The organism is Niallia sp. RD1 (assembly GCF_024219955.1).
Classification (GTDB): domain Bacteria; phylum Bacillota; class Bacilli; order Bacillales; family Cytobacillaceae; genus Niallia; species Niallia alba.
The window spans coordinates 2,259,852-2,279,664 of record NZ_CP100420.1; the positions used below are offsets into that span (position 1 = coordinate 2,259,852).

At 35.9% G+C, this 19,813-nt stretch carries 18 protein-coding genes; 11 read left to right on the forward strand and 7 right to left on the reverse strand.

Translation table 11 applies throughout. The features are described 5' to 3' along the window. Window positions 1-98: 98 nt before the first annotated feature. The 5 genes from NKG37_RS10775 to NKG37_RS10795 all read left to right on the forward strand — a co-directional run bounded on the left by NKG37_RS10775 (window position 99) and on the right by NKG37_RS10795 (window position 6,232). The gene (locus NKG37_RS10775; RefSeq protein ID WP_101729639.1) at window positions 99-527 is read left to right on the forward strand and encodes a VOC family protein; all 429 of its coding nucleotides are present in this window, start codon (window positions 99-101) and stop codon (window positions 525-527) included. A gap of 346 nt (window positions 528-873) precedes the next feature. Further along, complete coding sequence (locus tag NKG37_RS10780; protein ID WP_254416192.1) at window positions 874-1,857, forward strand: ketoacyl-ACP synthase III; 984 nt, start codon at window positions 874-876, stop codon at window positions 1,855-1,857. Window positions 1,858-2,471: 614 nt separating this feature from the next. After that, window positions 2,472-3,692, forward strand: coding sequence for an MFS transporter (locus NKG37_RS10785; RefSeq protein WP_224427662.1), 1,221 nt, complete (start codon window positions 2,472-2,474; stop codon window positions 3,690-3,692). 120 nt (window positions 3,693-3,812) lie between these two features. Continuing rightward, window positions 3,813-4,856, forward strand: coding sequence for an ArsR/SmtB family transcription factor (locus NKG37_RS10790; RefSeq protein ID WP_169187933.1), 1,044 nt, complete (start codon window positions 3,813-3,815; stop codon window positions 4,854-4,856). Between the two features lie 194 nt (window positions 4,857-5,050). Next, window positions 5,051-6,232 (forward strand): MFS transporter, encoded by a 1,182-nt coding sequence (locus NKG37_RS10795; protein WP_254416391.1) that lies wholly within the window; start codon window positions 5,051-5,053, stop codon window positions 6,230-6,232. A 53-nt stretch (window positions 6,233-6,285) separates the two neighbouring features. Here the strand turns inward: NKG37_RS10795 and fabF are convergent, their stop codons facing one another. Then, the gene (gene fabF, locus NKG37_RS10800; RefSeq protein WP_254416193.1) at window positions 6,286-7,518 is read right to left on the reverse strand and encodes a beta-ketoacyl-ACP synthase II; all 1,233 of its coding nucleotides are present in this window, start codon (window positions 7,516-7,518) and stop codon (window positions 6,286-6,288) included. A 106-nt stretch (window positions 7,519-7,624) separates the two neighbouring features. Between fabF and NKG37_RS10805 the strand changes: the two genes are divergently transcribed. Continuing rightward, window positions 7,625-8,458, forward strand: a complete 834-nt coding sequence (locus NKG37_RS10805; RefSeq protein WP_016202692.1) for a helix-turn-helix transcriptional regulator — start codon at window positions 7,625-7,627, stop codon at window positions 8,456-8,458. Window positions 8,459-8,518: 60 nt separating this feature from the next. Here NKG37_RS10805 and NKG37_RS10810 read toward each other — a convergent pair whose 3' ends face one another. After that, window positions 8,519-9,373, reverse strand: coding sequence for an SDR family oxidoreductase (locus NKG37_RS10810; protein WP_254416194.1), 855 nt, complete (start codon window positions 9,371-9,373; stop codon window positions 8,519-8,521). Between the two features lie 192 nt (window positions 9,374-9,565). Here NKG37_RS10810 and NKG37_RS10815 point away from each other — a divergent pair, with 192 nt between their 5' ends. Continuing rightward, complete coding sequence (locus NKG37_RS10815) at window positions 9,566-9,913, forward strand: winged helix-turn-helix transcriptional regulator (protein ID WP_302183226.1); 348 nt, start codon at window positions 9,566-9,568, stop codon at window positions 9,911-9,913. Between the two features lie 34 nt (window positions 9,914-9,947). Here the strand turns inward: NKG37_RS10815 and NKG37_RS10820 are convergent, their stop codons facing one another. Further along, window positions 9,948-10,676 carry an amino acid ABC transporter ATP-binding protein gene (locus NKG37_RS10820; protein WP_254416195.1) on the reverse strand — a complete coding sequence of 243 codons (729 nt, stop codon included), beginning with the start codon at window positions 10,674-10,676 and terminating at the stop codon, window positions 9,948-9,950. Then, window positions 10,663-12,057 carry an amino acid ABC transporter substrate-binding protein/permease gene (locus NKG37_RS10825; protein WP_224427671.1) on the reverse strand — a complete coding sequence of 465 codons (1,395 nt, stop codon included), beginning with the start codon at window positions 12,055-12,057 and terminating at the stop codon, window positions 10,663-10,665. Before NKG37_RS10825 ends, NKG37_RS10820 begins: the two co-directional genes overlap by 14 nt. A 538-nt stretch (window positions 12,058-12,595) precedes the next feature. Here NKG37_RS10825 and abc-f point away from each other — a divergent pair. After that, window positions 12,596-14,227, forward strand: a complete 1,632-nt coding sequence (gene abc-f, locus NKG37_RS10830) for a ribosomal protection-like ABC-F family protein (protein WP_254416196.1) — start codon at window positions 12,596-12,598, stop codon at window positions 14,225-14,227. A 139-nt stretch (window positions 14,228-14,366) separates the two neighbouring features. Here abc-f and NKG37_RS10835 read toward each other — a convergent pair whose 3' ends face one another. Then, the gene (locus NKG37_RS10835) at window positions 14,367-14,579 is read right to left on the reverse strand and encodes a DUF5316 family protein (protein ID WP_254416197.1); all 213 of its coding nucleotides are present in this window, start codon (window positions 14,577-14,579) and stop codon (window positions 14,367-14,369) included. A gap of 118 nt (window positions 14,580-14,697) precedes the next feature. Between NKG37_RS10835 and NKG37_RS10840 the strand changes: the two genes are divergently transcribed. From NKG37_RS10840 to NKG37_RS10850, 3 genes are all read left to right on the forward strand, one after another. Further along, on the forward strand, window positions 14,698-15,663 hold the full coding sequence (locus tag NKG37_RS10840; protein WP_254416198.1) for a S66 family peptidase: 966 nt from the start codon (window positions 14,698-14,700) through the stop codon (window positions 15,661-15,663). Between the two features lie 22 nt (window positions 15,664-15,685). Further along, window positions 15,686-16,729, forward strand: a complete 1,044-nt coding sequence (locus NKG37_RS10845; protein ID WP_254416199.1) for a UvrB/UvrC motif-containing protein — start codon at window positions 15,686-15,688, stop codon at window positions 16,727-16,729. A gap of 87 nt (window positions 16,730-16,816) precedes the next feature. After that, entirely contained in the window at window positions 16,817-17,644 is an 828-nt protein-coding gene (locus NKG37_RS10850) for a GNAT family N-acetyltransferase (protein WP_016202701.1), read from the forward strand. A gap of 79 nt (window positions 17,645-17,723) precedes the next feature. Here the strand turns inward: NKG37_RS10850 and NKG37_RS10855 are convergent, their stop codons facing one another. Beyond that, on the reverse strand, window positions 17,724-18,260 hold the full coding sequence (locus NKG37_RS10855) for a CueP family metal-binding protein (protein ID WP_016202702.1): 537 nt from the start codon (window positions 18,258-18,260) through the stop codon (window positions 17,724-17,726). A 378-nt stretch (window positions 18,261-18,638) separates the two neighbouring features. After that, the gene (locus tag NKG37_RS10860) at window positions 18,639-19,754 is read right to left on the reverse strand and encodes an IS4 family transposase (protein WP_254416200.1); all 1,116 of its coding nucleotides are present in this window, start codon (window positions 19,752-19,754) and stop codon (window positions 18,639-18,641) included. Window positions 19,755-19,813: the final 59 nt, after the last annotated feature.

The window sequence follows — 19,813 nt, forward strand, 5'->3', positions numbered from 1 at the left end:
ATTATGTAATAAATAGTGTTTAAAATTAAAAAGACATGTAGTAAAATGAGATCGTACGTTCGATATTGTGCATATTTAAAAGAATAAGGGGTATATTTATGATTTTAGGAGTTCATGCATATTTACGAATGAATGGGAATTGCAAAGAAGCTGTCAAATTTTATGAAAATGCATTAGACGCAGAAAACCTTGGACTACAAACATATGGTGATATGCCAGATAACCCAGAATTCCCGCTTTCTGAGGAAATGAAAAATCTTGTTTTGCATGCAAATTTAAGAATTGGTAATACTTTTCTAATGTTATCCGATAATTTTCCTGGACAACCTTATCAAGTTGGTTCCCAAGTGGACGTAGCAGTTCTTTTAAATGATCCAGAAAAAGCAAAAGAAGTATTTGAGAAACTAATAGATGGCGGCGAAGTAGTCATGCCTCTTCAAGAAACTCCTTGGAGTCCATCCTATGGACAAGTTAAAGATAAGTTTGGAATTACATGGCAGGTTTCTACAGTGGTAGAAGGACAATAAATATATCGGAATAAAACCTAAAAATTGGAAATGTATAAAAGAATAGGATAATAGACCTCTATCTCTTAATCGTTTGGAGTTCTTATTCTACTAAAGTCACCATTTCAGAAGAAGAAATGGTGACTTTAATATTGACAAAAGCATAAAAATAAATAGAAAATATTGTTAACAATTATCTTGTTTCATCGTCTTATGATGAAAATAGGTAAAGCAAATGCAACAAAAAAACATATTCTAAAGAGAGCGGAACGAAAGCTTTTTAAAAAGAGGAAATAGTTTGAGTAAAAATTAGTACCAGGTAATAGTAATTGGTGGTAAAATATAAATAAAAGAAGAGGTGATGTGAATGATAACATCCAAAGCAAGTATTACGGCAATAGGTTCATACGTTCCTGAACGTATTTTAACAAATAATGATTTAGAAAAAATGGTAGAGACAAACGACGAATGGATTGTAAAGCGAACCGGCATCAAGGAAAGAAGAATAGCGAATGAAAAAGAGTTCACCAGTGATCTTAGCTATCGAGCAGTCCTTAATTTAATGGAGCGATACGACAAAACGGTTGATGATGTTGATTTAATAATTGTTTGTACAATGACTCCTGAATATAAAACACCGAGTGTAGCTTCCAGCCTTCAGGCTAAATTAGGAATAAAGAATACGGGAGCAATTGATTTAAATGCAGCCTGTGCAGGATTTACTTATGGATTATATGTGGCAAATGGATTGATTACTTCAGGACTAAATAAAAAAGTTCTTGTTGTAGGAGCGGAAACATTATCAAAAATTACGGATTTCACCGATCGTACGACTTGTATTCTTTTTGGTGATGGAGCAGGTGCTGTTCTTTTAGAATTTGATGAAGCAGAGCCAAGTTTTATCTCTTCTCATATAGGTTCAGAAGGAGAAGGAGGGCATCATTTATATTCTACAAGTCTAGCTACGCAAATGAACGGCATGGACTTATTAGGGAATGGCTGTATCGTCCAAAATGGTAGAGAAGTCTATAAATGGGCCATTAAAACGGTTACGAACGGTATGAAAACTGTTGTGGAAAAAGGAAGTATGAACCTAAATGAGGTGGACTGGTTTGTACCCCATAGTGCCAATTTAAGAATGTTAGAATCAATTTGTGAGAAAAGCAGTTTTCCAATAGAACAAACATTATATAGCTTAGTTCATTATGGAAATACCTCTTCAGGAACGATCCCATTGTCATTGGATATAGGAGTAAAAGAAGGGAAGTTAAAATTCGGTGACCATGTATTATTATATGGGTTTGGCGGCGGCCTAGCCCATGCAGGATTATTGATTAAATGGACGGTTTAAGAGAAAGCAGAAATTGTGCTTTTTTTATCAGATAAAACGAAGTATGCGTATAAAAGTCGAGACTGGGCACTTGAAAAAGTGCTCCTTTTTTGTGTTGCAAGGGGATGGTGCTTTATAAAGAGAGGGAGATGTTTGGTTATTTTGTCTGTTACCGTTGTAGACAAGAGAAAGGGGGAAAAGGTAATAGAGAGAGCAGCTTAGTGACCGTTGTAGCAAGGGAAAAGAGGAAAAGGTAACAGAGAGAACTGCTCAGTGACCGTTGCAGCAAAGGAAAGGAGGAAGAGGTAACAGAGAGAACTGCTCAGTGACCGTTGCAGCAAAGGAAAGGAGGAAAAGGTAACAGAGGAGGCGCATCAGTGACCGTTGTAGCAAAACAAAAGAACAAAAGGTAACAGAGAAATCTGAAAAAACATCATCTCCACAAAAATAACTTCCTTCAAACTAAAAGCAAGAAAATAACTCATTTATGATAAGATGAATGTAACAAAATCTTGTGATATGCCTCTATCCCCCTGGCTTATCCACTTATAAGGAGTAGGTAACAGAATGAATTGTCCAATTTAAAAGTCTCCCACTAACTAATAAAGAATTTATTAATTAATGGGGGATAAATCATGAAACTAAATAAGAACTTTTCATTGTTACTGATCGGGCAGTCTTTTGCAAATATAGGGGACGTCCTCTATACGGTAGGTGTTATTAGTATTATCTACGAGATAAAGGGATCGGCAACGGCAGCATCTTTCGTTCCTTTTATAATCACAACCTGTATGTTTATATCAAGTATTATAACACCCCTTTTCGTTGGAAAAGTTCCATTGAACCGGTTATTAGCAGGTTCGCAAATTGGAAAAACAGTATTCCTTTTACTCTTAGGCCTATTCTTACCAGGGATAACGGAATCAAATTATTATGTCGTCTTTATGGTGATAGCTTGCATTGCCTTTCTTGATGGCTGTGCAAATCCAATCAGACAAACATTAATACCTTATTACGTTAAACCGGAAAAATTAATGAAAGCAAATGGAATCACAGAAACAGCAACACAATTAATCCAAGCAGCAATGTGGTTTGTAGGAAGTATGTTTCTCCTTTTTTTTAGTCCACAGCAATTAATTTGGTTTGTTGGCGGATTATTTCTTATTTCAAGTACCTTACTATGGTTGTTGGAAAAAGTATCTGCCCAAGTTATCGGTACAGCAGGGAAGATAGAACAAATCAAAGAGGGATGGAAGACATTATTTCATACGCCTGTTTTACAGAAATTGGCTTTGGTTGAATGTTTAGAAAGCCTTGCTGGAACAGTATGGATTGCGGCTGTTTTATATGTATTTATTCAGGATGCTTTAAAGGTAGACCAACAGTGGTGGGGATTTATAAATGGAGCATTCTTTTTAGGATTAATTTTGGGAAGTCTCTATTGCATGAAGTATTCTTCCTTAGTGGGAAGAAAATTGGAGTCATTTCTAATAGTAGGCTCTTTTTTAAGTTTTCTTCTCACGATATTATTTAGTTTAAATAGCATTCCCATCCTTGCTTTAGCAATATCATTTGGAGTCGGTATTTTTACACAAGTAAAAAATATCCCTCAACAAACGGTCATTCAAACAAGTGTTCACAAAGAAAAACTATCGACGGTATATACTTCGCTAGGAGCAATTAGTACCGGGATTTTTGGACTTGGCTCTTTATTAATGGGAATATTAACAGATATATTTGGAGTAAGAACAGTCTTTGTTTTCTCAGGTTTCCTCCTTGCGTTTGTCAGTATGATAATTTATAAAAATAAATCTTTGTTTATTCGTCAAAATTATTTAGAAAAAGAACGAAACTAATCCTCGGAAACTCGACCTCGACTATATTGGTCGAGTTTTTTGAATTATCAGTTCGAAAATTATTGAATAAGTAATTCGAATAATTTAAAATATAAATAAAATAAATGGAGGTGTTTTCCAGTGAAAGTTTTTAGCACAACAGGTCGGAAACAAGAGAAGTATCAAGTTGAAATAAAGCATTCGATTCTATGGGAATGTGCTCTAGGGATAGCCGCTATCACAAATGATCGTCTACTGGATTCATTAGAAAAACCTGAGAGCTATTGGAAAGATATTAGATTAAGCCTTTCTAAAGATTTACAAGCACACTTAGACTACGTAGAAACGAATAATACATGGAAAGCGCTGCTTCAATTGCTTCATCAAAAGGATTTTTCCAGCCTAGAAGTATTTACCGAATATATCGATAAACTTACAGAAAGAGAATTAATCTATCAATGTATTCCATTCATAAGTGAAAACTATCAGCCTATTAGAGAGCAGGCTGCTGATAAAAACGAATCTGCGATAGAGCAGTTAAGAGAAGCAACAAAAGATAACCCTTTTTTTCCAAGCTATATTTCTTTTATTTGCAAAGTGGATGAAAAGCAATTAAAGCAGCATCTAATAACGGTCATGAGTGGATGGTTTGAATCAGTCGTACAACCTGAATTAAATAAATTAACATCAATCTTACAAACAGATGCCCAAGCAAAAGAAAAGATGAAACAGAAAATGGAACCAGAGGAATTTGTAGAATGGGCTACGGGAGGGATAAGTTATTTGCCAGAACCAAGCGTTTATAAGGTATTGCTCATTCCCCAGTACATATATAGACCATGGAATATAGCTGCAGATTTAAAAGGAATAAAAGTCTACTATTATCCGGTTTCAAATGAAAGTATATCTCCAAGTGATAAATATATGCCGAGTAATTTTCTTGTTTTGAAACATAAAGCCTTAGGGGATGAGTTTCGTCTAAGAATGGTAAAATTACTGTTTGAAAAAAGTCGAACCTTACAAGAAATAACGGAAAAATTAGAAATGGGAAAGTCCACGATTCATCATCATTTAAAAATTTTGAGATCTGCACAGCTAGTAGGAATAGAAGATGGAAAATATGTGTTAAAGAATAGTGCTATCACATCTATAGCAAAAGAATTGGAGCAATACATTCAGCAATAATAGATTTTGAAGTAAAATCACTTAGTATATGATCAAGACTTAGCATATACAAGCTAAAACAAGGAGGATATTAGCTAAAACAAGGAGGAAATCAGCCAAAATGAGGGGGATATCAGCCAAAGCAAGAGGATATCAGCCAAAGCAAAGAAAGTGGTGTTCGTTTGAATATTTTCCGAAATAAATCATTCACTTTCATGTGGATTGGAAATGGCATGTCGGAGTTGGCGGGAGCTTTTGGAACTTTTTGCAACTCTCTATTAATCTATGAAATCACCGGTTCTTCTTGGGCGTTAGGAAGTATGTGGCTATTATATTTCATACCATCCCTCATACTTCAACTTTTTATTGGCCCATACATTGATCGCTGGAGTAGAAAATGGATGATGATTTTCGCTCTTTGGAGCAGAGGATTAGTATTTCTATTTCCGCTCATCAGCTATATTACTAACTCATTAGTTCCATGGCATATTTATATTGTCCAACTTATCATTGGGTTAATAACCCCCATATACTCCCCAGCCAACCAAGCGATATTGCCTAGTCTTGTTTCGAAACAACAATTAAGCACTGCAAATGCTTATGTTGAAGGAATGGCAAGATTAATGACGTTTACAGCACCAGTTATAGCAGGGATTGTCATTGAATCTATTGGTATTGGCAGTACTTTATCTTTTATTTGTATTGCGCTAATTATTAGTGGAAGTCTTTTACTAGGCATTAATGAGGAAAGAGAAGATAAAGCAGAGAGAAAAGCATGGGCAACTGAATTTATGGAGGGAATTAGCTACTTTTTTCAACAAAGAACAATTGTATGGCTAGGTATTTTTCTAGCATTTGTTCAATTTGGAGTAGGGGTTACCATGGTTATCAATATTCCGTATATCAAAACGGTACTAGACGGAAATAATGCTATGTATGGGTATTTTATGGCAGGTTTTCCTTTAGGTTATATGCTAGGGACATTGTTTGTTGGAAAAATAAAATTTCAATCGAGGCGGCGATTAATGCTAGGGGCTCTATTTATTGGAGGATTGACCTACATTAATCTTGGGATTACAAGTTCTATCATTATTGCTATCATTACAGAAATAATTGCTGGTATAGGAATGGCATTTTTTAGCATTCATAATATAACGTATTGTCAGCAAATCGTACCCAATCATTTAATGGGGAAAATTATTTCGGTTAGATCCTTCATTATTCGAGCAATGATGCCATTTGGCGTATTAATAGGCGGGGCATTAAGTGAACTATGGGGCATTCGACCTTTATATGTTTTCATTGGGGCGGTAATTGTGACCACCTCTTTATTGGGAATAACGCTTCCATATTTTGCATTTCTTGATAAAGAGCATAAAAAGAAGCTTGCTGCTTAAGTTCAGATAGAAAAGACTAGGAAAACTTATCGTTGTTTTCCTAGTCTTTTCTATTAATATTTTTTTAATACAATGGCTGAATTATGACCACCAAAGCCAAAGGAATTGGATAGGCCGATGGATAAGGACGCTTTTCTAGCTCCTTCAGGGATGTAATCTAAATCACAGGCAGGGTCTGGGTTTTCTAAGTTAATTGTTGGTGGGATAATACCTTCTTGCAAACTCTTTACAAGAGCAATTGCTTCCGCCCCACCAGCAGCACCAAGCATATGACCAAGCATCGACTTATTTGCAGTTACTGGGATTTTATAGGCTTGTTCTTCAAATAATCGCTTAATAGCTAATGTTTCCGATAAATCTCCCACTGGTGTACTTGTTGCATGGGCGCTAATCACATCTACGTCAGCAGGAGTAATATTTGCTTTCGCTAAAGCATTTTTCATGGCAAGAAAAGCACCTCTTCCTTCTGGATGGGTTGCAACCATATGATGGGCATCTGAGCTTGCTCCATATCCGATGATTTCAGCTAATATAGGAGCATTACGTTTAATGGCATGTTCTAAGTCTTCGATTACTAAAATAGCTGCACCTTCACTCATTACAAAACCATCACGACTTATATCAAAAGGTCTACTTGCTATAGTTGGTTCCTCGTTTTTTGTGGATAATGCTCTTGCATTGCCAAAACTCGCTAAAGATAAATTTGTAACAGCAGCTTCTGCTCCGCCAGCAAACATAACATCAGCATCACTATTACGAATCGTATGAAAAGCTTCTCCAATCGATGTATTTCCAATTGAACAGGCAGTTACAGGAGAGAGAGAAGGACCTTGAGCTCCAAGTTTGATGCTAATTTGTGCAGCTGCAGCATTAGAAATCATCATGGGCACTAAGTTAGGGCTAACTCGATTTGGTCCTCTTTGATTTAAAGTATTGACGTTATCAATAAGGGTTGTCAAACCGCCGATTCCTGATCCAACATAAACACCTAGACGTTCTTTATCTACTAAATCTAAATTTAACTGCGAGTCTGTTAACGCTTCTTCAGCTGCAGCTAAAGCAAACTGGCTAAACCGATCGAGTTTCTTCGCTTCCTTTGCTCCCCATCTATCTTCTGGATGAAAGTCTGTTACAATTCCAGCTATTTTAGTTTTAGAATTAGAGACATCTAAATGTTCAATAGGACGGATTCCAGATTCCCCTTTTAGGAGGCGCTGCCAATAATCACCTACATTGTTTCCTAACGGTGAAATAATCCCCATTCCAGTTATCACAACTCTTTTCACCATTTTTCCCCCATTCCTTTTTTCTTTATTGTATTCTTTTATTATCCTATTACAAGTTGTAGTTTATACTAGTATAAATAGTACTAGCTTAGAAAGGATAATACATATGAATAGAGATATAAGATTAGAAGCGCTATCTGATTTTCTAAAAACAAAGCGTTCAAAAATCCAGCCACAAATGGTCGGTCTTCCTGTTGGGAGTAGAAGGAGAACAGCGGGACTTCGGCGTGAAGAAGTAGCACAGTTAGCGGGAGTAAGCACTACTTGGTACACATGGCTAGAGCAGGGAAGAGATATTAAAGTGTCTATCTCCGTTCTCGATGCAGTAGCAGACGCCCTGCAATTAAATTTGGATGAGAGAAAATATGTATATGGATTAGCTTTTGAAGAGGGAAATTCCTTTTTTCCTAAGGAAGAGGAAGAAGGCATCATTACCCCTTCCTTAGAGCGAATTTTAAAAGAGCTTCGTTATTGCCCTACTATTATTACCGATCGCCGGTCTTTTATTGTAGGATGGAATGAAGCTGCTAAACAAGTATTCTTGGATTTCGAAAAGCTCCCGCTTGAAAAAAGAAATCTGATTGAATTGCTTTTTTCGAGGAAGGAGCTACGAGCATTGGCAGTCAATTGGGAGGACTTTGTCAAAGGATTTATCTCTATCTTTCGTACGTATTTAGGTCAATATATGGCAGATGAATGGTATGGAGAATTTATTGAAAATATGAAAAAGAACTATCCTGTTTTCAATAAGATGTGGAATGAAAGTGAAATAAGCTCTGCTCCTGAGGTATTAATTGAATTTCGTCATTCTAAGGCAGGCAAAATGATTTATAATTTAACTTCTTTACAGGTTCATGGTGCGAATGATTTAAGATGTAGTATTTACACACCAGTTGATGGAACAGGTACAGAGGAGAAGATTAAGCATTTGATTAAATGAGTGTAAACATCCAAATAAGGGACACAGCCATTGGTTGTGTCCACTAGACTATTGTATAAATTAATCAATAAGCTGTTTAATCCCATCCACAATAGGAGTTTCAGAACGTCCAAGCAACTTCTCAAAATCATTGCTTTCAATTTCTAATGAACCTTCACGAATATCCTTTTGGATAGCAACAAGCATTGGAACAAGAAAGTCTGGTACGCCAGCTTGTGTTATTATGTCTGCATAAGTTGTTTCATCTACTTGTTGGACAGGTACTTCTTTTCCAATTACCTGGCTAACAGCAGCAGCGATTTCTTCCTGAGTCAATAGTTTACCAGAAAGCTCATAAATCGTATTTTCGTGTCCATCTCCTGTAAGGACGGCGGCTGCAGCTTCTGCATAGTCTTGTTGTAAAGCCCAGCCAACTTTTCCATTTCCAGCAGCGGTAACCCATGGGGCACCAGCAAGGACGCCTTGAATAGTGGATAGTTCATTTTCAAGATACCAGTTATTGCGCAAGAAGGAATATGCGATACCAGATTTAAGAATGGCTTCTTCTGTTGCTTTGTGAACTTTGGCAAGAAAGTTTGTGCTTTCTTGGGCGTTCGCAATACTTGTATATGCGATAAAGGAAACACCAGCGTTTTTAGCTGCTTCAACAGCATTGTTATGTTGGCGAATTCTTGTTTCCGTATCGCCATCTGCTGAAATAAATAATAAGCGGTCAATTCCTTTAAAGGCTGCCTCTAATGTTTCTGGACGGTCGAAATCCCCTTGGCGAACGTCAACACCTTGTGCACGTAGTTCTTCTGCTTTTTCAGGATTACGGACACTAACAGCAAGCTGATCAACAGGAACTGATTTTAATAAAACATTCACTATTTTTGAACCGAGTTTGCCAGTTGCACCTGTTACTAATAGTTTCATTCTAAATTCCCTCCTAATTGTTTTGCATTTACATTATAACCAAGTCAATCTTTCTTCATTGATACAGGATGATTGGTTACTTGTTGTATATTAGTTATAGGTATATAGTATATTTATAGTAACAAAAATAAAAGTAGTTATTTTTTTATGACATAGTCACATAAATAGTACCATGGGAAGGAGTGGGCTAAGATGGCACGTTTCTTTGTGCAAGGGGAGCCTTCAGCGATGGAAGAGGAAGGACTTTGCCCTGTTACCTATACGCAAAATTTAACAGCAGGAAGATGGAAAATTATTATTTTATGGCATTTAAGTCAGGGAACAAAACGTTTTAATGAACTGCAAAGGCTTTTACCTGGCATTTCAAAAGGAATTTTAACAAGACAGTTGAGGGAATTAGAAGCAGATCAAATGGTGCACAGAGAAGTATATAAAGAGGTGCCGCCTAAGGTCGAGTATTCTTTAACAGAAAAAGGAGTTAGCTTTATACCGATTCTTGATTTAATGGGGGAGTGGGGGAAGAGGCATTATAAGGATTAAAAAATGGGGACAAATTATTGTCCCCATTAGCTTTTTATAAAACTTTATTCAAGAAGTCTTTTGTACGCTCATTTTGTGGATTTCCGAAAATTTCTTGTGGTGTACCTTCTTCCACAATATATCCGTTATCCATAAAGATAACGCGGTCTGCCACTTCTCTAGCGAAGCCCATCTCATGTGTAACGATAACCATCGTCATTCCTTCTTGGGCCAATTGTTTAATAACATTCAATACTTCTCCGACCATCTCTGGATCCAAAGCACTTGTTGGTTCATCGAATAGCATGATATCAGGGTTCATCGCAAGGGCACGTGCGATTGCGACCCTTTGTTTTTGACCACCAGATAATTTAGCTGGATTTTCATTAGCTTTATCCTTTAAGCCGACACGGTCTAATAGTTGTAAGGCTTTATCTTTTGCTTGCTGTGGCGTTGCTTTTTTTAGATCGACTGGTGCCAGCGTGATATTTTCCAATACTGTTAAGTGTGGGAAAAGATTAAAGTGCTGGAACACCATACCGATATTTTCTCTAATTTTGTTAATATCATTTTTCTTATCTGTTAAATTAAAATCGTTTACTACGACTTCACCACTTGTAACTTCTTCTAACATATTTAAGCAGCGGAGAAGGGTACTTTTTCCGGATCCAGAAGGACCGATTAAGCAAACAACTTCGCCTTCTGTTACCTGTAAATCAATTGATTTCAATACTTCAAGATTACCATATGATTTTTTCAGATTCGTCACTTTAAGCTTGGCCATTTTTAATCCTTCTTTCTAATACATTTGATACTTTTGTTAGAATCATGATCACAATAAAGTACATAATACCGACGATTAGCCACATTTGGAATGATTCTAAGTTTCTTGCAATAATAATTTTTCCGCTTTGTGTCAATTCGTTAATACCGATGATGGAAAGAATAGACGTATCTTTTAATGTAATAACAAATTGGTTAATAAATGCTGGAATCATTAATTGAATAGCCTGTGGAAGCACTACTTTTCTCATTGCTTTTCCATAAGGAAGACCTAGACTGCGTGCAGCCTCCATTTGACCTTTATCAACTGACTGAATTCCTCCACGGACAATCTCCGCCATGTAAGCACCAGCGTTTAAGCTTAAGGTAATAAGACCGGCAGCAACAGCTGAAATTCGGAAATCAAGGGCTGCTGGGATTCCAAAGTAAATAAAGAATGCTTGAACAATTAATGGTGTTCCTCGGAAGATATCGATATAAATAACAGCAATAGTGCTCAATACTTTATTTTTTGCAATACGTAATAAGCCGAAGATAATCCCAAGTACTGTTGCAATTAAAAGGGAAACGACTGTTAAAATCAGTGTCATTTTTAGACCAGACAATAAGCTTGGAAAGCTCTCTTTTAATAGACCGAAAAAGCCGTTTCCTTCTTCCGCCTCTGAACCTGTTTCTAAGTATTTATCTAATATTTCTTGATATTCACCAGATGCTTTTAAATTAGCTAGACCTGCATTAAACATTTCAAGAAGCTCTGTATTTTGACCTTTAGAAACAGCAAAACCATATGATGCTCCCGCTTCTTTGTCTGTTACAATTTTCAAGCCATTGCCTTGTTTGATTCCATAAGCTAATACAGGATAGTCATCAAATACAGCAACAGAATTTCCTGTTCTTACTTCTTCGTACATATTAGCAGAATCGTCAAAAGTTACGATCGAAAATCCGTATTCATCTTTGATACTTGCAGCAAAGCTAGCACCCTCTGTTCCTGTTTTAACAGCAACCTTTTGTCCTTTTAAATCATCATAAGAAGCAACTGTATCATTATCACTGTCCACTGCCATTATGATACCAGAATCAAAGTAAGGTTCTGAGAAATCAAACTTTTTCTGTCTTTCTTCTGTAATACTCATTCCGGCAATAACCGCGTCCACTTGTTTCGATTCCAATGCTTGTACAGCAGCATTAAATCCAAGTGGCTTCATTTCATATTTGAAACCTTGATCTTTTGCAATTGCAGCGATTAAATCCATATCGATTCCAACGAAATCACCACTTACATCCTGAAATTCAAATGGTGCAAATGTAATATCTGTAGCAATCTGATAAACTTTCTCCTTAGCTTCTGCTTTTGTTATAGGAGAAATAATATTCAACATAGTTAAGACAACTATAAAGAATAAAATTAATTTAGACATCCTTTTCTTTTGCTTCATTCGTGTAACTCCTTTTCGCTTTTTTCTTGATATTTATAAAGTCCTTCGTATTCATATGTTAGATAATCTAACAAACACATAATTAAAATAATACTAAACAATCTTGAGATTGTACAGATAGGAATATATAGAGAAAATTTACCAATTTTTCTTGAGGCAGTGGATTACATAACGGAAAGTATGTTATACTTTAGGTACTTAGAACGAAAGGGATGATGGGTGAACGATGAAGAACTAATCTTATTTTTCAAAAATTTGAATGAAATAAATTTCAAATTAAACAAAAATAGGATTAGTCTGCCCATTTCCATAAATCGCTTTTCTGTGTGTATCTCTAATGGTATGCGCACAATTATTGATCGATATGCACAGTTTTTTTGTATGCGATCGCGATTATGAACGAGCAAATAATTAGGTATGGCTAATCCTTCCAACGATAATTGGGAGGATTTTTTTCTCCCTTCTGAAGGGATTTGATACGATGATAGAACTTTTAAAGTTAGTAAATGTAGGTTATGAAGTGCTGGATACAACTATTTTTGAAAAAATAAATGCCAGTGTACAACAGGGAGAGGTTATTGGGATTATTGGTAAAAACGGTGCAGGTAAATCGACCTTATTGCAATTAATAAATAAAGATATGGTTCCGACAGAAGGACACATCAAGTGGGTGAAGGACGATACAGTGGTTAAAATGGTCGAACAGGAAACAGAAAACTATGCCTTCAAGGAAGAAAATCCTGTGGAAAAGAAACTACTGGAAAAATGGCAAGTGCCTATAAATGATTTTCAGAAAATGAGTGGTGGGGAAAAGTTAAAGGCACGTCTTGCTAAAGGGTTTGCGTTTGAGACTGATCTCTTGTTATTAGACGAACCGACAAATCATTTGGATGAACAAAGTATGAAACTACTGCAGGAACAAATAAAAACATATAAGGGCACGGTTATTCTTGTATCCCATGATCGCTATTTTTTAGATGAGGTCACGTCAAAAATTTGGTCGATTGAAAATAAACAGCTTATCGAACATAAAGGGAATTATACGAGTTATATGGAAGCTAGAGAGCAAAAGAGATTAACGATGCAGCGGGAATATGACAAACAGCAGAAGAAAATCAAGCAAGTGGAAGGGCAAATGAAGGAGCTCACTTCTTGGTCCCATAAAGCACATGCACAATCAACGAAACAAGAGTTTCCAAAAGAATATTATCGGTCAAAGGCAAAACGAATGGATGCCCAAGTAAAATCAAAACAAAAGCGTTTAGAAAAAGAATTGGAAAAAAACAAAGTAGAGCGGATAGAAGAGGACTATAAGGTAATCTTTTCGATTGAAGCAAATAAAAAGGTTGGCAAACGCTTTTTGGAAATAAAGGATTTATCCAAAACATTTGGCTCACGTGTGTTGTTTGAAAAAGGGAATGTCATGATTAAACATGGTGAGAAGGTTGCCATTATAGGACCGAATGGAAGCGGAAAGACAACCTTATTAAACATTATTTTAGGAAAGGAAAAGGCTGAAGGGGAAGTATGGATTTCTCCAACTGCTAATATTGGATATTTAACACAGGAAGTATTTGATCTCCCATTAGAGCAAACGCCTGAACAGCTATTTTTTAAAGAGACGTTTGCAGAAAGAGGAAAAGTGCAAACGTTAATGAAACATTTAGGGTTTATGGCATCTCAATGGAAGGAACCGATAAAAAATATGAGTATGGGGGAACGGGTAAAGTGCAAGCTAATGGCTTATATTTTAGAAGAAAAAGATGTGCTGATTCTCGATGAGCCAACCAATCATCTTGATTTACCATCCCGTGAACAATTAGAAGAAACATTATCTCAATATAACGGAACGCTTATCATTGTATCCCATGACCGTTATTTTCTAGAAAAAACGACAACGACTAAGTTAGTCATAGCGGAAGGTACAATCCAAAGACAATGGACGGAGTCTCCAAAACAGGAAAGAGATAATAAAGAAGAACTTCGCTTGAAACTAGAGACAGAAAGACAAGAAGTTTTAGGAAAATTAAGCTTTATGACTCCGAAGGATAAAGACTATGCAGAATTAGATAGAAAGTTTCTTGAATTGACAAGGCAATTAAAGGAGTTGTAAAGACTAGTTATGGTGGGATGAGGAGGAAATCTCCTTGTCCCACTTTTTTTGGATTTAGGATGGATTGTGAGTGGGGAGGTTAGGACAATAAAAAGAAATTTTGGAGTATATCTTAATCTTAATTACAGTTCATAGGAATTTAATTTGTTAAATAATAAATAATCGCTGCTATTGCTAGTGAGACAATAGCAGTTAAACCAGTTATTGTCGAAAGTTTCACTTTTAAAGTACGATCCTTTTTTATTTCAGTAGAATAATTGATTCTATGCTGACGTCCATCTGTCCAGGCCCCAATAAAAATACCAGAAATGAATATAGCAATGATGCCAACTATCAGAAAAAAGTTAAACATGTTTTTCCCCCATTCCAAATCGTGCAGTTCTTTTCAAAATATACGTTTTCCTCCACCTAAAAGTTACAGAAATGTATGATTATTTATGCTTTAATTAGAATAAAGAGGAGGAATGGACATGAGAATACCTGATAAGCTACAAAAAGGTGATGAGATTAGAGTAATAGCCCCTAGTCGAAGTGCGACAATTTTATCCGAAGAGGGAATAGCGCAAGCCAAGAAAAGATTAGAAGACCTTGGATTTATGGTTACGTTTGGCAAACATATTTTCGAATCAGATTTACAGTTTTCAGCGACAATTGAGCATCGGGTTGAAGATATTCATGATGCTTTTCGGGATAAAAAGGTGAAAGGGATTTTAACTGTAATTGGTGGTTTTAACAGCAATGAGTTATTGCCTTATTTGGATTATGATTTAATAAAAGCCAATCCAAAGATACTTTGCGGGTATAGTGATATTACTGCTTTAGCAACAGCCATCACAACAAAGGCTGATTTTATTACATATTCAGGACCGCACTTTTCTAGCTTTCAAATGGATAAGTTACAGGAATACCAAACGGAGTATTTCCAGAAATGCTTGATGGAATCAAAGGAATTTATTGTAGAGCCTTCTGATGTATGGACAGATGATGCATGGTATTTGGATCAAGAAAATCGCCAATTCGAACCAGGGGGATGGAATGTATATCAAGAGGGGGAAGTGAAAGGGCAATTGTTTGGTGGAAATCTTTGTACTTTAAATTTACTGCAGGGAACAGTGTATATGCCGAATCTTGCAGATAGCATCCTATTTGTAGAAGATGATGAATTAACCATTCCAGAAACGTTTGCAAGAGACTTAACTTCTTTATTACAGACTGCTGGCTCCATAAAAGCGCTAGTAATTGGGAGATTTCAAAAAGCTTCAAAAATGTCAGAGGAGCAGCTCCTATTCATCCTAGATAAGCATCCTAGTTTGAAAAAAATTCCTGTTCTATATAATGTTGATTTTGGCCATATTCAACCATTCTTTACTTTTCCAATTGGAGGAGAAGTAGAGATTGATACGATGACACATGGAATGAAGATAACTACTTTTTAAACGATCCAGAGGAGGAATCGACTTGGAGCTTAAAGAAAAAATAAAAAATCTGCCAACATCTCCAGGGGTGTATTTAATGAAAGACTCCTCTGGTCACATCATTTATGTTGGCAAATCAAAAAAATTAAAAAACAGAGTTTCCTCTTATTTTCAGCATTCGAAAAATCGACTGGGTAAAGTGGAAAAGCTTGTAAAGCATATAAAGGATTTCGACTTTATCCTAACAGATACGGAATTTGAGGCATTGATGCTGGAATGTAAACTAATAAAGGAAATTCAACCTATGTACAATAGGATGATGAAAACGACAAAGGCTTATAATTACATCGTTTTTCGCTGGAAGAAGGGCATCTACCATATGGAGATTGCTAATGAGATGGATAAGGACGACGTTCATTATTACTTTGGCCCTTTCACTAGTAAAGGAACAGTAGAAAATGTGATAAATGGAATAAAAGCATTTTATAAAATGGATTGCTCCCAAGAGAAGTGGAGTCAAAGTCCGTGCTTGAATTATTCCATCGGAAAGTGTATGGGGATTTGTTTTGACCCAATAGCCAAAGAAGCTCACCAACAAATTATTCATCGGCTTATCGCTTTATTTAATAAAAAGGATAATAGTGTACTAGAAGAAATGTCCACAAAAATGATTGAGGCTTCCAGTAATGTTGAGTTTGAGAAGGCAGCGGAAATTAGAAATACGATAGCAAAAATTAAGGCAATTTTACAAACAGAAACAGTCATCCATTTTATGAAGAAAAATCAACTAATAATTGCAGCAGAGTACTTAGATGATTTTCGTATAAAGGTGTTTTTCATTAGACGAAATGAAATTATCGACCGGGAAATATATATAGCAAATAATGTTGATAGGCAAGATGTAGTGCGGAAGATAAACTCACTCCTTTCGATGGACATTCAACATATCAGTACATTGGAAAAAGAAGAAATGGACGAAGCTTATATTATTTATAAATATTTAAACAGTGGTGATTGTAAGTATACGATTATATCGCAGGAATGGAACAAGAATATGGATAACCTATGGACCAATTTAGTGAAATGACTCTTCCTCAACGAAGAGCAGCTTATTTTTAGATTTATTCTTTTCGGAATAAGAGATAGATCCCCCAAAGCAGAGGAGGAAATAAACATGCTGTCAAAAGAACAAATTTCAGAAATTAAAGAGCTAAAGGACGTTTGTGAGAAAAAGGAAGGCTATGAATTAAAGCTTAACTTCGATATGCTAGAAAACCGAAATGAGGATAATAAAGAGGATTTTTTCCATTATGAAGACGGTAAACTAGTTGGGTTTTTGGGAAGTTACTACTTTGGTAGAAAAGTAGAGTACTGTGGAATGATCCATCCAAATTATCGAAGAAAAGGGATATTTACGAATTTGTTAAATCAAGGATTGGAAGAGGCAAGAAAGAGAGGCGCACAGAACATCTTATTTAATGCCCCTGCTGCATCGCAGAGTGGAAAGGATTTTCTAGTAAGTATTCCATGTACTTATGCTTTTTCTGAACATCAAATGAAATGGCATCAGACAGAGTTAATGGAGGATACAACGATTTCGCTAAGAGCATATGATTATGCTCGAGACAAAGAAATAGAAATTCAGCTTGATGTTTTAGGATTTGGTATGGCGGAAGAGGATGCTCGAGAGTATGTGGAAATACTAAAAGAACAAAATGATAATCAGCGAATGATTATTGAGATAGATGGAAAAGCAGTCGGAAAAATCAGAGTTTCTGAATTAGATGGAGAAGCTTGGATTTATGGTTTTGTGATATTTCCAGAGCTTCGCGGGCAAGGAATTGGCAGAAGGGCTTTAACTAAAGTGGTAAAAATGGAAGAAGCAAAGGGTTTGCCGATTTTTTTAGAAGTAGAAGCCAAAAATGCTCGTGCGCTTAAGCTTTATGAGTCTTGTGGATTTAAAAGCTACCATTCTCAAGATTATTACGAATTTAATATGTAGGTATCCTAAGAAATTGGGATACCTACACTATATTTATATAACTCTTATCGGGCAATAAAACCCCACCGATAGAAGTTTCTTATGTTAAAGGAAGAGTGGTAATACAAGTATTATCATCTTTAAAAGTAGTAAATTCAGTCTTAGTTGTTTTACCATCATAGGAGATGGTAATTTGAAAATCCTTATTGCGAGGAAGCCAAACATCAATAAAACCGTTTTGTTGAGACGTTAGAAGTTCATCTACATAAACATTTCCCTCTTGATCTTCAATATATACAGCAAATTCCTTATTAGCTAATTCCCCGCGGCAACCTGCTAGATTATGGATTGCACATGGATGCGTTTCAGTTAAGTAAGGAGCAAATGAAACGAAAAATTCATCTTTTGGTAAGCGATAGATAAGCTCATCGTTTTCAAGCGTATTTACTGTTAATGTATCAGAACTAATGGAAGCAGTGGTTGCTGACTTCTTACCAGCACTATAATCTTGGACCAGTTGCTTTAGCTCTTTGCCGTCCATTTTTTCATATCGATTATTTTGATTGATGATCAACAGGACGGTTACAGCAAATATTATTGTAATAAATATCGGAATGATAAGTTTCTTTTTCTTCATTTTAATCGCATTCTCCCTTTCAAGTTTGACTGCTTTTTATAAAGATAACAAAAATAAATCGAGAAATTATGGATGAAAAATGGAGATTTTGTGAATTTTTCGATTCAACTGAAGAAGAGGATAGGTTAGTTATGTAAAAAAATGTGAAAAAAGTCCTTTCTCTCTCTTGTTTCTCTAACTATTTTCCTATAAAATTTGTAATAGAAGAAAAAGGAAATACATATATTTCCACTAGTGTTGCGTAAATAGTGTCATAATTTTCAGTTTAATTGTTTACTCTACTTAGAGCCAAAAAAGTAATTACCTTTCTAAAGGCGGCTCCTGTCCATTTGGAAATTTATTTACAATTAGACCTGTGCAACGACAACAATTTGTTGATTAAGGGATGGCTTTTCCTTCAATTTTGCGAAGCCAGACATGTGCTGGTTTCCACAATGCTGCCCTTAAATAACGGCTAATTTGCAAGGTTTTCTGCTTACTTTTTGTTTCGAGTTGTACCAGAACATGAAGACAAAAAACAATAAGTGCGATAAACACTTGATTTTGAATCGCCCATTCACTTTGACCGTAGAATTTTTTGATATTGAGATGTTGTTTAATCCATTTAAAAAACAGCTCAATTGCCCATCGTGATTTATACATTTCCGATATTTCTTCGGCGCTTAAGTCAAAACGATTTGTGATTAAATGAAGTTCATTACCTTTTGAATCTATTATTTTTAGAAGTCGAAAATAGTTTTCAGCTCGGTTTTGAGTTGTACCAATCAACACCATTTGATCCGACAAAACAGATGAATCCTTGGGTAGTTTAAAATCATAAACCTCCCGTACGACTGCGTTTTTTCGTAGCCTAGAAAGAAAAAAGTAGCCTTCATCGGTCATGCGATCAAAACGCTCGTAGTCTAGATAACCTCGGTCAAACACATACATGCATTCTTTATCGTCAACCATAATCTCAAGTTGACCACGATCGTGTTCGCTTGCCGTTGTCATCACGGCTTTTTCGGGATAGGATTCTCCCTTTTCCATAAATACAAGGCGTAAGTGTAACTTTACGCCTGCCTTAGTTTTGCGGAACTTCGCCCATTTATGATTGGTCAAATTTAGTGGCAAAGTACTTGAATCAATAATTTTTAACGGCATGACAAGTTTTGTGTAGTGTGTTTTGGCGTGAATTTGTCCGACTAAATCAAGGAAAAGTCTTTGAAACAAATCTGGATTTAGACCATTTAAACGGCGCGAGAGCTGAGAAATGCTTATAGAATCAAGGTCGATTTCCTTTTGAAGATGATCATCAAAAAGGCAATCACTTAACGCATGAAGACTTTCAACTTCTTCTAATTGTGCAAAAAGTAATAGTTTTAGGAATGATTCTGTCGTTAACTTTTTCGTATAGCAATCTAATTTCAATGTTTTCACCTGTTCTTCAAATAATTGAAGATTAATTGGCGAAAACCATTGTCCAAATGAAGTTTTTCGTGTAATCTTGTCCATGAGATTTGTCCTTTTTTAGTGGATTTGGACGGGTTACCACCTGACTTATCCATTATAAA

What these genes read in the sequence shown, in the direction of transcription:
- NKG37_RS10840 (WP_254416198.1), top strand. Translation starts at nt 14,698, where the DNA reads ATGAGAATACCTGATAAGCTACAAAAAGGTGATGAGATTAGAGTAATA.
- NKG37_RS10805 (WP_016202692.1), top strand. Translation starts at nt 7,625, where the DNA reads ATGAATAGAGATATAAGATTAGAAGCGCTATCTGATTTTCTAAAAACA.
- NKG37_RS10810 (WP_254416194.1), bottom strand. Translation starts at nt 9,373, where the DNA reads ATGAAACTATTAGTAACAGGTGCAACTGGCAAACTCGGTTCAAAAATA.
- NKG37_RS10780 (WP_254416192.1), top strand. Translation starts at nt 874, where the DNA reads ATGATAACATCCAAAGCAAGTATTACGGCAATAGGTTCATACGTTCCT.
- NKG37_RS10795 (WP_254416391.1), top strand. Translation starts at nt 5,051, where the DNA reads ATGTGGATTGGAAATGGCATGTCGGAGTTGGCGGGAGCTTTTGGAACT.
- NKG37_RS10820 (WP_254416195.1), bottom strand. Translation starts at nt 10,676, where the DNA reads ATGGCCAAGCTTAAAGTGACGAATCTGAAAAAATCATATGGTAATCTT.
- NKG37_RS10775 (WP_101729639.1), top strand. Translation starts at nt 99, where the DNA reads ATGATTTTAGGAGTTCATGCATATTTACGAATGAATGGGAATTGCAAA.
- NKG37_RS10860 (WP_254416200.1), bottom strand. Translation starts at nt 19,754, where the DNA reads ATGGACAAGATTACACGAAAAACTTCATTTGGACAATGGTTTTCGCCA.
- abc-f (WP_254416196.1), top strand. Translation starts at nt 12,596, where the DNA reads ATGATAGAACTTTTAAAGTTAGTAAATGTAGGTTATGAAGTGCTGGAT.
- NKG37_RS10855 (WP_016202702.1), bottom strand. Translation starts at nt 18,260, where the DNA reads ATGAAGAAAAAGAAACTTATCATTCCGATATTTATTACAATAATATTT.
- NKG37_RS10850 (WP_016202701.1), top strand. Translation starts at nt 16,817, where the DNA reads ATGCTGTCAAAAGAACAAATTTCAGAAATTAAAGAGCTAAAGGACGTT.
- NKG37_RS10825 (WP_224427671.1), bottom strand. Translation starts at nt 12,057, where the DNA reads ATGTTGAATATTATTTCTCCTATAACAAAAGCAGAAGCTAAGGAGAAA.
- NKG37_RS10835 (WP_254416197.1), bottom strand. Translation starts at nt 14,579, where the DNA reads ATGTTTAACTTTTTTCTGATAGTTGGCATCATTGCTATATTCATTTCT.
- NKG37_RS10815 (WP_302183226.1), top strand. Translation starts at nt 9,566, where the DNA reads ATGGCACGTTTCTTTGTGCAAGGGGAGCCTTCAGCGATGGAAGAGGAA.
- NKG37_RS10785 (WP_224427662.1), top strand. Translation starts at nt 2,472, where the DNA reads ATGAAACTAAATAAGAACTTTTCATTGTTACTGATCGGGCAGTCTTTT.